This is a genomic window from Demequina sp. (genome assembly GCF_016278775.1).
Taxonomy (GTDB): domain Bacteria; phylum Actinomycetota; class Actinomycetes; order Actinomycetales; family Demequinaceae; genus Demequina.
Map to the genome: position 1 here is coordinate 1 of NZ_JADQBF010000003.1, position 13,324 is coordinate 13,324.

Annotated in this window: 13 protein-coding genes and 1 pseudogene; 6 read left to right on the forward strand and 8 right to left on the reverse strand. The window is 64.1% G+C overall.

Annotation, left to right across the window (positions count from 1 at the left end; all coding sequences use genetic code 11):
* Positions 1-285: pseudogene (locus QZZ33_RS00175) on the forward strand (hypothetical protein); the annotation flags it as partial.
* On the opposite strand, the gene QZZ33_RS00180 reads toward QZZ33_RS00175, so the two are convergent.
* The 3 genes from QZZ33_RS00180 to pflB form a co-directional block, all read right to left on the reverse strand.
* Positions 286-708 (reverse strand): rhodanese-like domain-containing protein, encoded by a 423-nt coding sequence (locus QZZ33_RS00180; protein ID WP_291377444.1) that lies wholly within the window; start codon positions 706-708, stop codon positions 286-288.
* A 69-nt stretch (positions 709-777) separates the two neighbouring features.
* Positions 778-1,605, reverse strand: a complete 828-nt coding sequence (gene pflA, locus QZZ33_RS00185) for a pyruvate formate-lyase-activating protein (RefSeq protein ID WP_291377445.1) — start codon at positions 1,603-1,605, stop codon at positions 778-780.
* 85 nt (positions 1,606-1,690) lie between these two features.
* Positions 1,691-3,967, reverse strand: a complete 2,277-nt coding sequence (gene pflB, locus QZZ33_RS00190) for a formate C-acetyltransferase (protein WP_291377446.1) — start codon at positions 3,965-3,967, stop codon at positions 1,691-1,693.
* Between the two features lie 215 nt (positions 3,968-4,182).
* Between pflB and QZZ33_RS00195 the strand changes: the two genes are divergently transcribed.
* Complete coding sequence (locus QZZ33_RS00195; protein ID WP_291377447.1) at positions 4,183-5,526, forward strand: extracellular solute-binding protein; 1,344 nt, start codon at positions 4,183-4,185, stop codon at positions 5,524-5,526.
* 9 nt (positions 5,527-5,535) lie between these two features.
* On the opposite strand, the gene QZZ33_RS00200 is transcribed toward QZZ33_RS00195, so the two are convergent.
* Positions 5,536-5,982, reverse strand: coding sequence for a hypothetical protein (locus tag QZZ33_RS00200; protein WP_291377448.1), 447 nt, complete (start codon positions 5,980-5,982; stop codon positions 5,536-5,538).
* 583 nt (positions 5,983-6,565) lie between these two features.
* Here QZZ33_RS00200 and QZZ33_RS00205 point away from each other — a divergent pair.
* Genes QZZ33_RS00205 through QZZ33_RS00215 form a run of 3 tightly spaced genes read left to right on the forward strand, consistent with a single transcriptional unit; the run spans position 6,566 to position 9,294 of the window.
* A complete protein-coding gene (locus QZZ33_RS00205) occupies positions 6,566-6,901 on the forward strand; it encodes a hypothetical protein (RefSeq protein WP_291377449.1) in 336 nt (111 codons plus the stop codon).
* A gap of 2 nt (positions 6,902-6,903) precedes the next feature.
* Complete coding sequence (locus QZZ33_RS00210) at positions 6,904-7,872, forward strand: AAA family ATPase (protein WP_291377450.1); 969 nt, start codon at positions 6,904-6,906, stop codon at positions 7,870-7,872.
* A gap of 6 nt (positions 7,873-7,878) precedes the next feature.
* Positions 7,879-9,294 carry a hypothetical protein gene (locus QZZ33_RS00215; RefSeq protein WP_291377451.1) on the forward strand — a complete coding sequence of 472 codons (1,416 nt, stop codon included), beginning with the start codon at positions 7,879-7,881 and terminating at the stop codon, positions 9,292-9,294.
* Here QZZ33_RS00215 and QZZ33_RS00220 read toward each other — a convergent pair.
* Positions 9,291-10,421, reverse strand: coding sequence for a site-specific DNA-methyltransferase (locus QZZ33_RS00220; RefSeq protein ID WP_291377452.1), 1,131 nt, complete (start codon positions 10,419-10,421; stop codon positions 9,291-9,293). The genes QZZ33_RS00215 and QZZ33_RS00220 overlap by 4 nt on opposite strands.
* A gap of 73 nt (positions 10,422-10,494) precedes the next feature.
* A complete protein-coding gene (locus tag QZZ33_RS00225) occupies positions 10,495-11,199 on the reverse strand; it encodes a hypothetical protein (protein ID WP_291377453.1) in 705 nt (234 codons plus the stop codon).
* 276 nt (positions 11,200-11,475) lie between these two features.
* Between QZZ33_RS00225 and QZZ33_RS00230 the strand changes: the two genes are divergently transcribed.
* Positions 11,476-11,775: a hypothetical protein gene (locus QZZ33_RS00230; protein WP_291377454.1), complete on the forward strand. Its 300-nt coding sequence runs from the start codon at positions 11,476-11,478 to the stop codon at positions 11,773-11,775.
* On the opposite strand, the gene QZZ33_RS00235 is transcribed toward QZZ33_RS00230, so the two are convergent.
* On the reverse strand, positions 11,772-12,332 hold the full coding sequence (locus QZZ33_RS00235) for a hypothetical protein (protein ID WP_291377455.1): 561 nt from the start codon (positions 12,330-12,332) through the stop codon (positions 11,772-11,774). The genes QZZ33_RS00230 and QZZ33_RS00235 overlap by 4 nt on opposite strands.
* A 204-nt stretch (positions 12,333-12,536) precedes the next feature.
* Complete coding sequence (locus QZZ33_RS00240; protein WP_291377456.1) at positions 12,537-13,244, reverse strand: hypothetical protein; 708 nt, start codon at positions 13,242-13,244, stop codon at positions 12,537-12,539.
* Positions 13,245-13,324: the final 80 nt, after the last annotated feature.

The following is a 13,324-nucleotide window of genomic DNA, read 5'->3' on the forward strand; positions in this document are numbered from 1 at the left end:
CCAGCGCGCGTTCTGCTGGCAGCGACACTGTTCAACCTGCTCGTTTTCGCGAGCCACGCCCCCGCACTGCGCAAGGTCCCCTTCGCGCTCCCTGCGTGGGCTTACACGTTCCCCCTTGCGGCGGCGGCTGTCGCCCTCCTTGCCGCGTACGAATCGGGGGTCGGGTCCTTCTACGCGTGGGCGGGCGGCGTCGTGCTCGCGGTCTCGACCCTCATCGTGCTTGCACTCGCCATTCGCACGGCGAGCGGATTCTTCACGGGCGAGCTGTTGCAGCCTGAGGACTAGCTACCGCTCGACATCGCCCTTCCACGCGCTGATGCCGCCCTCGAGGCCCACGGTCTGCGTGACTCCTTGCTGCGACATGAAGTCCACTGCGACGCGCGAACGGTTGCCTGAGCGGCAGTACACGGCGTAGTCGGCGTCGGGGTCCAGCGCTGCGACCTCGGCAGGGAACCCAGGGTCCTCCACGTTGATGTTGACGGCACCGGGCAGGTGGCCCTCCGCGAACTCGGCTGGCGTGCGGACATCAAGCACGGTAACGCCGGGCTGGTCGACGGCAAGGGCGAAGGCACTCTCGCTCACGTGAGAGCCGTCGAAGGCAGGCGGCGCCGTCGATTCAGAAGAGGCGGTCGACTCAGTAGAGCAAGCGGCGAGGGTGACGGCCGCTACGGCGGCCAGGACGACGGTACGAAACATGCGAGTAGTCATGCTCTAACTATACCCCCCTGGGTATGTATGATGAGGTCTCCCCCGTGAAACCGGCCGGGCGGCAGTCCCTCACGCCACCTTCACCGGCAAGCCATACGATTCTAGTTGCGCTCTCACCCGCGCGATGAGTTCCGGTGAAGGCGCCTTCGTGTCTCCCAGAAGGTACGGCTCACCAGTGGCCTCCCACTTGGCCTTGCCCATCTGGTGAAACGGCAGGATCTCCATGCGCTCCACTCCGTCGAGCGTCGCCACAAACTTGCCGATCGCGTCCACGTTTTCCTCGTCATCCGTCAGGCCGGGCACGAGCACAAACCGGATCCAGGTGGTCTTACCCAGGCGAGACAACCGCTCGGCAAAGTCCAGCGTCGGCTGTAGCGGGCGACCCGTCACGCGCTTGTACGTGTCGGGCAGCCCCGACTTGATGTCGAGCAGCACCAGGTCGATGTAGTTGAGGTCGTCGTCCGTCAGGCGAGAGCCCAACAGGCCAGCGGTGTCGAGCGCGGTGTGAATGTTGAGGTCGCTCGCGCGGCGAAAGATCTGCGTGACAAACTTTGACTGCAGCAACGGCTCCCCGCCAGAGATCGTGAGGCCGCCGCCAGTGACCTTCATGATGGTCGAGTAACGCGTCACGCGTGCCATCACCTCGTCCACCGTGTGACGCACGCCGTCCTTCATCCGCCAGGTATCCGGGTTCTGGCAGTACTGGCAACGCAACCCGCAACCCGCCGTGAACAGCGTCATGCGCGTACCTGGGCCGTCGGCGCCCGTCACGAGGTCCCACGAGTGCACCGAGCCAGCCGTGTTGTCCACAAGCGCCTCGCTGGCAGCCAGCTCGGCGTCGGCGATCTCCATGGGCGGTCCGAGCGCGGGGTCGAACGGCACCGATTCGTTGGTCACAATTGCTCCAGACTTCCTGGGGTGGCAACACCTGAGACGACGGCGCCCCTGCCTCAAGGCACGGGGCGCCGCGACGTCTTCAGTGTTACAGGCCCGCGTGGAAGGTGCGCGACAGCACGTCCAACTGCTGTTCGCGCGTGAGCCGCACAAAGTTCACGGCGTAGCCAGAAACCCGGATGGTGAGCTGCGGGTAGTTCTCCGGGTGCTCCATCGCGTCCTCGAGCGTCTCGCGGTTGAGCACGTTGACGTTCATGTGGAAGCCCTGGCTCACCGTGTAGGCGTCAAGGATGCCGACCATATTGGTGACCTGCTCGTCGCGGTCGCGGCCGAGTGCAGAGGGAACGATCGAGGTGGTCAGCGAGATGCCATCTTCTGCGTCCTCGTACGGCAGCTTGGCGACGGATAGCGCCGACGCCATGATGCCGTGCACGTCGCGGCCGTTCATCGGGTTGGCACCCGGTGCGAAGGGCTCGCCAAGGCGGCGACCATCCGGCGTGTTGCCGGTGGCCTTGCCATAGACCACGTTCGACGTGATGGTGAGCACCGACTGCGTGTGCTTCGCGTCCCGGTAGGTCTTCTGCTTGCGGATCTTGTTCATGAAACGGCGGACAAGGTCGACGGCAATGTCGTCTGCGCCGTCGTCGTCGTTGCCGTAGGTGGGGTAGTCGCCCTCTACCTCGTAGTCGGTGATCAGGCCGGTCTCGTCACGGATTGGCTTGACCTTCGCGTGCTTGATGGCCGACAGGGAGTCAGTGGCGACCGACAGCCCGGCAATGCCGCAAGCCATGGTGCGCACGATTTCCTTGTCGTGCAAGGCCATCTCGATGCGCTCATACGCGTACTTGTCGTGCATGTAGTGGATGACGTTGAGCGCATCCACGTACGTCTCTGCCAACCAGTCGAGGAACGTGTCGAACTTGCCCATGACGTCTTCGAAGTCGAGCCGGTCACCGGCAACGGGCGCGAGCGCTGGCGAGACTTGCTTGCCGCTGACCTCGTCGCGACCGCCGTTGATGGCGTACAGGAGGCCCTTGGCGAGGTTGACGCGAGCTCCGAAGAACTGCATCTGCTTGCCCACCTCCATGCCGGATACGCAGCACGCGATGGCGGCGTCGTCACCGCACTGAGAGCGCAGCAACTCGTCCGACTCGTACTGCAAGGCGGAGGTGTCGATCGACACCTTCGCGCAGAACTCCTTGAAGCCCAGCGGGAGCCGGTCGCTCCACAGCACCGTCATGTTCGGTTCGGGCGCGGGGCCCAAGTTGTACAGGGTGTGCAGGTAGCGGAAGGAGGACTTGGTCACGAGCGACCGGCCATCCTCGCCCAGGCCCGCAAGCGACTCGGTGACCCACAGGGGGTCGCCGGAGAACAGGGCGTCGTACTCGGGGGTGCGCAGGAAGCGCACGATGCGCAACTTGATCACGAAGTCATCGATCAGCTCTTGGGCCTCAACCTCGGTGAGCGTGCCCTCCTGAAGGTCGCGCTCGATGTAGCAGTCGAGGAACGTCGAGGTGCGGCCGAGCGACATGGCGGCGCCGTTTTGCTCCTTGACCGCGGCGAGGTACGCGAAGTACAGCCACTGCACGGCTTCCCTGGCGTTGTTCGCCGGCTTCGAGATGTCGAAGCCGTACGACGCGGCCATCTGCTTGAGTTCGCCGAGCGCCTTGATCTGCTCCGAGTTCTCTTCGCGGTCGCGAATGATGTCCTCGGTGGAGCGCTCCATGTCGAGTTCGACGCGGTCGTTGTGCTTGGCCTGGATGAGGGCGTCGACGCCGTAGAGGGCCACACGGCGGTAGTCGCCGATGATGCGGCCGCGCCCGTAGGCGTCGGGAAGCCCGGTGACGATGTGGCTGGAACGGGCGGCGCGCACGTTGGGCGGGTACGCATCGAATACGCCGTCGTTGTGGGTCTTGCGGTAGTTCGAGAAGACGTTTTCCAGGTTGGGGTCAACCGGGTAGCCGTAGGTCTCGAGCTCCTTGACCACCATGCGCCAGCCGCCGAAGGGCATGATCGCGCGCTTGAGCGGCGCGTCCGTCTGCAGGCCGACGATGAGGTTGTCGTCTTCGCTGATGAACCCGGGAGCGTGGGCCGTGATGGTCGCTGGCGTCTGCCAGTCGACGTCATAGACGCCCTTCTCGCGCTCTTCTGGGAACATGCCAAGGAGCGTCTGCCACACGCGGGTGGTGCGCTCCGTGGGACCTTCGAGGAAGGTGTCGTCGCCGGTGTACTCGGTGTACGCGCACTGGATGAATCCGCGTACATCGATGGTGTCGGTCCAGAGCCCGGTGGGGAACGACCTCCAGGGGTTTGTCTGCTGGGCGTCAGACTCGGAGTGGGTGGTTCCGTTTGCCGCGATTGTCATCTCGGTAAGACCTTCCTGCATGGGGACTGCATGGGGAGTAGGTGCTGTAGCACCGTTACCTGCCAGGGTATGCCCCGGAGGCACGCGATCCTCAGGACTTTTGACCTCAAGGTCCCGGGTCCTGGGCCCCGACTTCTCCCGTGGCTACGGGTGCCGCTACAGTGACAGCCATGTCCCGAGAGCCTGTATCCGTGGCACGCACTAGGGGAGTGACAATGACGTTGAAGTACAGGAAGGCCGCACGCGTGCTCGCGGCCGTTGCCGGTTCTAGCCTCATTCTAGCCGCGTGCGGGCTGCTGGGGGACGACGATTCTCCCGCCACCACCACCGCAGGTCCCGTCGCGGATCCCGTCACCATCTCGATGTCCTTCTGGGGCGACTTCGGGCTCGACGCGCTCGCTGCCGAGTACGAAGAGACCCACCCTGGCGTCACGGTCGAACTCATCTCTGGCAACTACAACGATCTTCATGACGAGTTGCAGCGCCAGATCGTCGCGGGCACCGGGGCGCCGAGCATCGTCGCGATTGGTGAGGACTACATCGGCAAGTTCGCTTCCCAACCGGACGCGTTCGTGGACCTGAACAGCTTCGATGCAGACACCTACGAGGAGTACTACCTGGAGTGGAAGTGGGCTCAGGGCTCCACGCCGGACGGTTCGCAACTCATCGGCATGGGAGCGGACGTCTCCGGTCTGGCGCTGTGCTTCCGCCGCGATCTGTTCGAGAACGCAGGCCTGCCCTCCAACAGGGACGCGGTCGAGAGGGCCATCGGCGACACCTGGGAGGGCTTTGTCGCGCTCGGGAAGCAGTACCAGGAAGCCACGGAGACTGGCGCTTTCCTGGACGACGCTGGCAGCCTTCTGAAGCCCGTGCGGGCGCAGTCTGGCGCCAGCTACTTCAACGCCGAAGGTGCACTGGCCCTCGAGCCCGTCAAGCCGGCGTTCGATGTCGCGCTCAGCACCATCGACGCTGGCCTGTCTGCCGGAATCATGCCGTTCACCGACGAGTGGGATGCGGGACTGGATAGCGGCACGTTCGCCGCGACCCTGTGTCCCGTGTGGGGCATGGGCTACATCCAGAGCGTGCAAGAGACGGCCGGGGGCAATGCCAAGTGGGACATCGCCGACATTCCTGGTCCTGGCGGATCCTGGGGTGGCGCCTTCTACGCGATCCCCGACCAAGGCACTGCGGCGCAGCAGGAGCAGGCCTGGGAGTTCGTCAACTGGCTCATCCAGCCGGACCAGCAACTGCGCATCTTCCACGCCACCGGTTCGCTGCCTTCGCAGCCCGCGCTATACACGGATGAGTCCGTCGAGTCCTACGTGATTCCGTTCTTCAACGACGCCCCTGTGGGTCCCATCCTGGCCAAGGCCGTCACGGAATTGCCGACGCAGAGCCTGTACTCCCCCAACAACGGGACGGTCGACGCGATCCTGCAGGAGGTGTTGGGCGAGGTTCAGGAGGGCAATGTGGGCAGCGCCGACGCGTGGACGGTGGCCACTGAGGCCGCCGCGCTGGCGGTCCCGGCGCCTCCGACACCTGAGGCCGAGGCTGAGTAGAGCGACGGGCTAGAAGGACCGTGACTCCCCCGTTGCGCGCAAGGTGATGCCGTCCGCAAACGGCATGAGCGCCTCGACCCCAAAGAGTGGATACACCGTCACCTCGATGGTGACCCTCGCGGTGGACTGGTCGGGCGCCTCGACGGACACCAGGCGCACGCCCTCCAGCCGGTCCACTCCCCTGACCTCGACGTGACGCTGCACGGCATCCGTCATGGCGGCCGTTGCCAGGTCGAGCGAGGCGGCGTCTGGGCCGTCAAAGTAGCCGCCGGTGTCGACGGCGTCGGCCGCGTCTTGGGCGAGCTCGTCGGCAAGGTGGGTGAGCCGCAGGCGTGACATGTGCACGGCCGTGGCTGCGGACACCACCAGGATGAGCATCAGCGCGAGCACGGTGAACCCGAGGGTGAGGATCCCGATGGTGCCCTCGTCGCCACGGGACCGGCGCAGCCAATTCATGAGTCCTCCGTGAGGCTGTCCACTGGCGAGCGTGCGGAGCCCACCACCACCGGGAAGTCGCCCTGGCACCTGGGGACGGTCGCAAGGATTCTTGCGCGGAGGCCCCGCGACTGGTCTCGCGCGTGCGGGCGTGTGAGGCAGACGACTGCGACTTGCGTGGCCGCCAACGGTCGGGGATGCTGGCGGACCATGTGCCATTCATCCGCACGAGCCACTTCTTCGCTAATGTGTCACTGTGACGTCGAGCGAGGAGTTAGAGGTCGAGGGTTCTCTCAAACCATTCGTTCTCAGAGTTGACGTTGTTCGTACCGCGCTCACACGCCTCCGTCATCAGTCGATTCATCCATTGATAGTCGCGTACCTCGAAGTGCGCAGGGCAGCGATGGCGGCGCACGACCTCGAAACGCTTCACCCAACATGGAGCGAAGTTGGGCACTTCCTGCGCATTCCAGGCGGCCCGCCAAACCGCCCGTTCTATCGACCATTTTCGATCGAACCGGACACTGATCCAAGTCGCTATTGGCTCAATCCGAATCTCGCAGGGAGCTTCGCGCCAAGTTCATTGCGCAACCGAGCACGGTTCATGCTGGACGACGCACGGCAGAACTACCGGCTGTCCCCCGACCACGTTGATGCAGCGCTCGATGCGCTGCTCAATAGGCAACGGCTTCCGCTCTGGGCGATGGCGTGCTTCTACCTCCGTGACTTCGCGTTCTACTCCGAGAGCCACCCCGAGATAGACGACCTGTATGCCGCTTTTGAAGAGATACTTGAGTTCACCGGTGACAACGCGCTCGCGATGGATGCCGAGGGCGACCTCGCGCTGTTGTTCGATGAGGGCCCGCCAGCAATTGTTGGGTCGTGGTTCGAACCAATCGCTGGCCGCGAGGACCGCGATGCCGAGGGCGGGGGCAAGTGACCATGGGACCCGACAGCTTCTACGAGCGCGCAAGGTCCCTAACGGCGGACGAACTTGAAATTGGTTACACCGCGACGGCGGGGAAGAACCCCGGCTCAAGCGCTCCCGACACACCCGCACTATCGCCAGAGTCGCCGCTTGTAGCGACGCTGTTGCGGCTGCTCGACACGTATCGCGGCATCATCCTGACCGGACCTCCCGGAACGGGCAAGACGTACTACGCGGCCCAAACCGCGAGCATGCTAACGGGTGGAGCCGAGTCCCGGACCAAGAACGTGCAGTTCCACGCCTCCTACCAGTTCGAGGACTTCATCCAGGGGTATCGCCCGAACGCAGACGGCACCGGCTTCGTAATGCGACCTGGCGTTCTGTTGGCGACGGTCGAGGCAGCACACTCTGACCCCGGAAACCCGTACGTGATCATCATTGACGAGCTGAGCCGGGCCGACGTGGGACGAGTCTTTGGAGAAGCTCTCACGTACATTGAGAGGTCCAGGCGCGGCGTCAAGTTCTCGCTGCCATCCGGCGAGGTCACTTCGATCCCCGACAACCTCTACATGATCATGACCATGAATCCGCAGGACCGGGGCGTAGACGAGGTCGACGCCGCATTCGAGCGCCGTTTCGCCAAGGTTGCGATGGAGCCTGATCGCAACCAGCTCCAGGAGATACTGGCTGGCAACGGCGTCGAAGATGAACTCGCCAATCGCATCGTCGGGTGGTTCGATAACGTCAACGGGCGCGCAAAGACGTATCCCGCGGCAGCAGTCGGCCACGCCTACTTCGTCTCCGCGACGGACCGCAACTCGCTTCGTGACATCTGGGAGTTCCAACTACGGCACCTGGTGGAACGAGCGTTCCAGTATGTCCCGGATGACCGCGACCAGGTCGTGCGCGGATTCGAGCGGATCTTCGCCGAGTTCGACACCCCGCCGTCCGAAGCCACGGCGGACTCGCTGAGCGAAGGCTAGCCGGACGTGACGTCCGAAACGGCGTTGGCTCGGACCCGTCGGGTCGCAACCGAAGTTATCCGCTGCACCGAGTTCTCAACGGTGGACATCGAGCCCGCGCGCGTGCTCGGGAGCCAGGGCCAGTTGTTGATCCCGGACGGTGTGCTCGACAAGTACGTGTCGGTCGGCTTCAAGTCTGGCGGCGTGAAGGTTACTGCTCTAGGGGCGACTGGCCTGATCCCCATATCGCCAAGTACAGCGCTTCAGATTGTGCCGCGCTTTCCGCTCGCCAATCTAACCCACATGATAAACAGGTGTGGTTACACGCCCGTCGCGCTTGATGCAACACGGGTCTACCAGGCCAGCCCAAGCGCGGCGCGATGGATCACAGATCTTCTCGTTGATGGACTCCTGACGAACTTCGAAGCCGTTGTTCAGAGCGGAATGATGCGCTCGTACTACCGGCGGCACGCAGCCTCGTCCGCGCCTCACGGCCGAATCGACATCAGCCGGACGCAATCGAGCTTCGCTGCGCGTGGAGTGGATCACGTCTTGGCGTACTCATGGTTTGAGCGGTCGGTGGACAACCCACCGAACCGGGCTATCAAGGCCGCACTCATGCGAGCTCATGATCACTACCGCCGCATGGACACGACTATGGGAGTCGCCAGGCGCCGACGCCGTGTCGCCGCAGCACTGCTCCACCTAGCGCAAGTCACGAAAGACCACACGCTCCAGTGTATGTCCGATCCTGAAGTTAGGGGTGTCCGGCCTCTACCGGAGTCACGTTCCTACTATCGCGATGCTTTGGAGCTCGCGACCGCTCTCTTGACAGACCAAGGAATCGACTTCGATGCCTACCTGGGACACGCTGCGAAACTCGGCAGCAAGGAGCCCGACGTTCTTCGACTGCCACTGAACTCGCTTGCAATCTCGACGTCAAACCTGTTCGAAGCTTTCGTCCGCGAGACCCTTCAGGTCGAACTTGCCTCCGATGAGACACTGGAGGTTGTGGACGGGAACAAGGCAGACGGCCAATTGCCACTCTATGAGCACCTTGCCGACGAGGAGAGGCGGGTGTTGCCCGCACACTTCGCCTTGCCGTCGGGAACGGAAGCAGGTTACACCTCACCAGACATTTTGATACGAGATTCCTCAGGTCGACATCTCGGGGTTGTCGATGTCAAATACACGAAGGCCGCGCCATTCACCGCGCGAAGCGAGGTCGAGCAAGTGTTGCTGTACGGAACGCGGTACCGAGCACCCTTCGCGATGACAGTTCACCCGCGCCCTCACAACCATCAAGCGGGACTCCATATCGCAGGAAGGATAGGCGACGTACTAGTAGCGCAGTTCCGACTCGACCTCAGCGCGCCCGACCTCGACTTAGAGGTACAAAGTCTCGCTGAAGCGATCCGCGGGCTCGTCGCCCTAGGCAACTAGGAAGGTTCGGGTTCCGTCGAGAGGTGAGGAGCGAGGTCAACGCCCACCGCGTCGAAGCCCATCGCAACCGCCTGCTTCAGGGTGGTACCAGTTCCCATGAATGGATCGAGCACAACGCCCCGCGCGGGTGCGTTGTGGCCACAATCAGACCAGCCGACGGTCTCGCGCTTGGCAAAAGTGAACTCGCGGAAGTAGCCACCCAGAGCAACCTTTGCTTCTTTGGCGAGACGTTGCACCTCGGCAGAGTTGCGACCCGTTCCGTTCTGAAATCTTGTGGCCTTGCCCACGTCGCTGACCCCGGTTGCTTGGATCGCCCTGATGTGATCTGCGGTGAGCCCGTGTTGGCGCGCGAGTTCCATCGCGCGCTTCGCCTGAGGCCTCGAAGCATCGAGTTCCGCCGTGCGCTCAATGAGCCTCGCCCGCGGCATGCTGCACTTCGTGCATACTTGCGGTGGGCAACCGAGCAGGATAGCGCGGCGCACGAGTTCGCGCGGAAAGGGTGCTAGGTGCGCACCCATATTTCGCTCCGGGTTGATATGCCAAACATCACCCGGGTTTGCGCCATTTCCCATGTGCTCGGAGTAGCCAACCAGGTCGTAGTAGTAGGACAACTTCGGGGTCAGGTGCAACACGTACTCGTGTCTGTTTGCGAGGCGATTGCGCGCTGGCTCCGGCATGCCGCCGTCCTTGGTCCAAATGATGCGATTTCGAACTAGCCAGCCCGCGTCCACCGCGGCTGCCTCGAGGCGTCCGGGTATGCCCACGAGCGATCGCTTGAAGTAGGTGTCACCCACATTCAGAAACACCGAGCCGGTGGGGCGCAGGACGCGTTTCCACTCGGTCAGCGCTTCCATCATCGTCGCGACGTAGGCTTCCGGCGTCGCCTCCTGGCCTATTTGGTCGGCGTGACCGTAGTCACGCTTCTGCCAGTAGGGCGGTGAGGTAACGACCAAGTCCGCGGAGTTGTCCCCAAGGCCGGTCTCGCGCGCATCACCACGGACGACCCTGAGCGAAGGCTTTGGCAAACTCGGCTCCCAGGCGTCGAGTCCCGATAGTGTTACCGCGCGAAGATCCGCCTTGGGCAGTTCCAGGTCGATAGGTCGATCATGAGCCTCGCTCGCTACCATCGCCAACCCTTCTTGCCGTCAGAGTGTTCGCGGAGATAGTGCCACGGGGGTCTGACACTCCGAATCCGGTTCATCACCCGGGGATCCACTCAGAACCGTACCTGTTCTCCGCAGACACACCGATGCGGCGCGCGGAGTCCGATCCCGCTACCTCGCGGGGCTGAGAAACGAAGTACCCCGATTGAGTATTAGTTGGGACCATCATCGCGATCTCGCGCTTGCCGCCCTCTTCCATGAGTGCACGCTGCCCCGCGGACCGGACGTCTTGTGCTTGCGCGCGAAGTTCCTCAGACATGACGCCATGGCCGCAGCGCGACACCCGCTCAAGCGCGCCGACCGCGCCTTCGCCGACTCCCACGGAAAGCGCAAGGAGCTCGGCTACCGTGGGCAGCTCATCCACGATGCGCACCTCGCGACGGGCGACCGCCCGCGTCAAGAGACAGTCTCGCGCCGCCGCTCCGCCCACACCCGCCGAGGCGATCAGCACCACCAACGCGACGGGTGACGAGCCCCTGGTGGCGGCGAGGAGCACCGCGAGTGCGGTTCCCAAGGCCATTCCTGTCACGCCCCACACCACCTGATGCGCCCGAAACTGTTCGACAGTGAGGTCTCCACCGGCTCGTCGCAGGCACGCCCTCAACTCTTGGCTGGGGGAACCCCAGCGCTCGATCCACCGCGATCCATCTCGCACCACAGGTGCAATGAGGCGCTCGAGGGTGGGGAAGGGAGTCATGGGCTCTGAGCGCAGGCGCAACTCGTCGGCGACAGAGGCGGGCACGCCACCACGCTCGACGATCTGGACCGAGTACCTCGCCGCTGGCGCCCGGCGAGCCCGTCACGGCGTCCGGCGCTCCGAGTTTCGTGAGTAAGCCGCCACACCTGGACCTACTCCGCTCGCCCCCGCGAGGCCGCGCCTGATGCCGACCCATCAAACGACGCGGCCAGATCACCCACGAGTCCGCCGTTCACCCCCGGCGCCAACCCCCTGAAAGGACACCCCCTCACCCACCACCACAACTCCGCCGACGGCATTCTCGATCTGCCCGCCTCCCGCGTGTTCCTCGCCAACGTCCGCCGCTTCTGCCCCGCCGTAGGCGAGCACAGCGATTCAGACCTCGTCAGCATCGCCCGCGATCTCGCGGGCCTGGCCCACTCGGGCGCGTTCGGCGCGGTGTATCGCCTCGGCGCTGACCTCGAGGTGCCGGACAGCGAGTGGAACCCCTTCGCCTTCGAGGTACTCGCTACGCTCTACCCTCTCGCCGTGACGTGTGCCCACACGCCAGACGCGGGCACGTCGGCCACCAAGGCTGCCCGGTCGCTTCTCGCGACCGGGCACCGCGCGCACCTGCCCTAGCGCTCTTCGACCAGCGAAGCCATCACGCGACTGGCCTCGGCATGCGTAGACTTCGCCTCTTCGGCGAAGAGCGACAGCAAGCGCTCCAGAGTCGTCAGGCGGACGTCGATTACGTCCTCGTCGCGCCGTCGGTCTGACGTGAAGAGAAGTCCGATCAAGACTCCGGGCTCATATTCGGGTCCGTCCGTCACAGGGAGTAGCAGCGTCGAGTGCATGAGGTAGTTCAGCAAATCCCATGACGTCAGTGCTCCGACGGTTGGGACCGTCAGGTCGTAGGCGTCGAGCAGGTTCGCCCCCACAACGAATGCCTTGCCCGGAAGGCTGACAGTACTGTCACGACCGTAGAGCCTGACCGGCCAGAGACGATCGCACGCGGCGCGGTCGACCGCCCCAATCTCCCGCAGACGCCGCGCGCAATACGCACCCAAGAGGACTTCGAAGGTGACATCGCCACCAACTGCGACTGGAGCGGCATTGTGCCGCCGTAGCGCGCTCAGCGACTCCCTGAGCCGCTCTAACCACGGCTCGGACTCCATTCCGGCCATCACAACAGCCATCTGTCGCCCCTTTCTAGGCGCTCCCCGTCGGGCGATGCTCGCCACTGGATCACAACCTACCCCCAGCACTGGCGTCCCCATGGAAGCCCGGAGCGCCCGGAAGTCTCGACGCCCAGGAGTGCCTCGCCGCTCTGGCCGGACGATGGGACAGACCCTTCGAGCAACGCGGCCAGGTCTTCTGCGAGCCCGCCAACGCGAGTGAGGCTAGGGGATAGGGCGCTTGCGCCTCAGCCGCCTTACAAACCGATTCCAACGAACCCTTCTACTGACTTCGCTGGTCCGTGGGCGTGCGTGAGGGCCGGGCGGCATGCTCTCGGGGTCCTCATGGATTCGCTCAAGGCGATTCTCATGATCACGCAACCACCAGTGCCCCCTGGAGTCACGGAAGAGTAGATCCATGCGGTACACGCGCTGCGCGGGGTGCGGCGGATTTGGCAGGTAGTACTCCACGAGCCGGTCGGACCTTGGCTTGGCCGTCCCGGCGATACCGTCAACCGGCAACATGTCCTTCTCGTTGATGAAGTAATGCCTAACCGTCACCTGGTCCACGATCTCATCGCTCGCGTTGACGATGGCAACCCCGTGAATGCACTGCGGCGCCAGCGCCACAAAGAGCGAGTGTCCATCTTCGTCCTTCCGCCCCGTGGGCAGTCCTTCGGCACCGACGCCGGGAAGACCCATTCGCTCACCGTGCGCAAGAACGGGGAACTCCTCACCTCGCCCCACATACGAAACGTGACGAACCTCGGCATAGACGAGTCGTGCCTGCGCTTCCCGACGCCGCCTGGCGTCCATCAGGTACGCCCAGGCAGCAACCAAGAAAGCCGCCGAAGTGCCTAGCGCGGCGACCCACTCAGGCACACTGCCGAAGTCCGCATTGCTCCACCACTCGCCAAACGGCATCCATCGCATGGGAAGCACCGTACAAGACGAAGTGCCACTAGGTGGGGCTACTCTGCCTCCCCGGCCCCACGCCCACCTGCCCACCTGCC

Bases quoted from the DNA above. Each gene is read 5' to 3' on its own strand.
- QZZ33_RS00180 (WP_291377444.1), bottom strand. From the start codon at position 708: ATGACTACTCGCATGTTTCGTACCGTCGTCCTGGCCGCCGTAGCGGCC.
- pflB (WP_291377446.1), bottom strand. From the start codon at position 3,967: ATGACAATCGCGGCAAACGGAACCACCCACTCCGAGTCTGACGCCCAG.
- QZZ33_RS00195 (WP_291377447.1), top strand. From the start codon at position 4,183: ATGACGTTGAAGTACAGGAAGGCCGCACGCGTGCTCGCGGCCGTTGCC.
- QZZ33_RS00200 (WP_291377448.1), bottom strand. From the start codon at position 5,982: ATGAATTGGCTGCGCCGGTCCCGTGGCGACGAGGGCACCATCGGGATC.
- QZZ33_RS00205 (WP_291377449.1), top strand. From the start codon at position 6,566: ATGCTGGACGACGCACGGCAGAACTACCGGCTGTCCCCCGACCACGTT.
- QZZ33_RS00210 (WP_291377450.1), top strand. From the start codon at position 6,904: ATGGGACCCGACAGCTTCTACGAGCGCGCAAGGTCCCTAACGGCGGAC.
- QZZ33_RS00220 (WP_291377452.1), bottom strand. From the start codon at position 10,421: ATGGTAGCGAGCGAGGCTCATGATCGACCTATCGACCTGGAACTGCCC.
- QZZ33_RS00235 (WP_291377455.1), bottom strand. From the start codon at position 12,332: ATGGCTGTTGTGATGGCCGGAATGGAGTCCGAGCCGTGGTTAGAGCGG.
- QZZ33_RS00240 (WP_291377456.1), bottom strand. From the start codon at position 13,244: ATGCGATGGATGCCGTTTGGCGAGTGGTGGAGCAATGCGGACTTCGGC.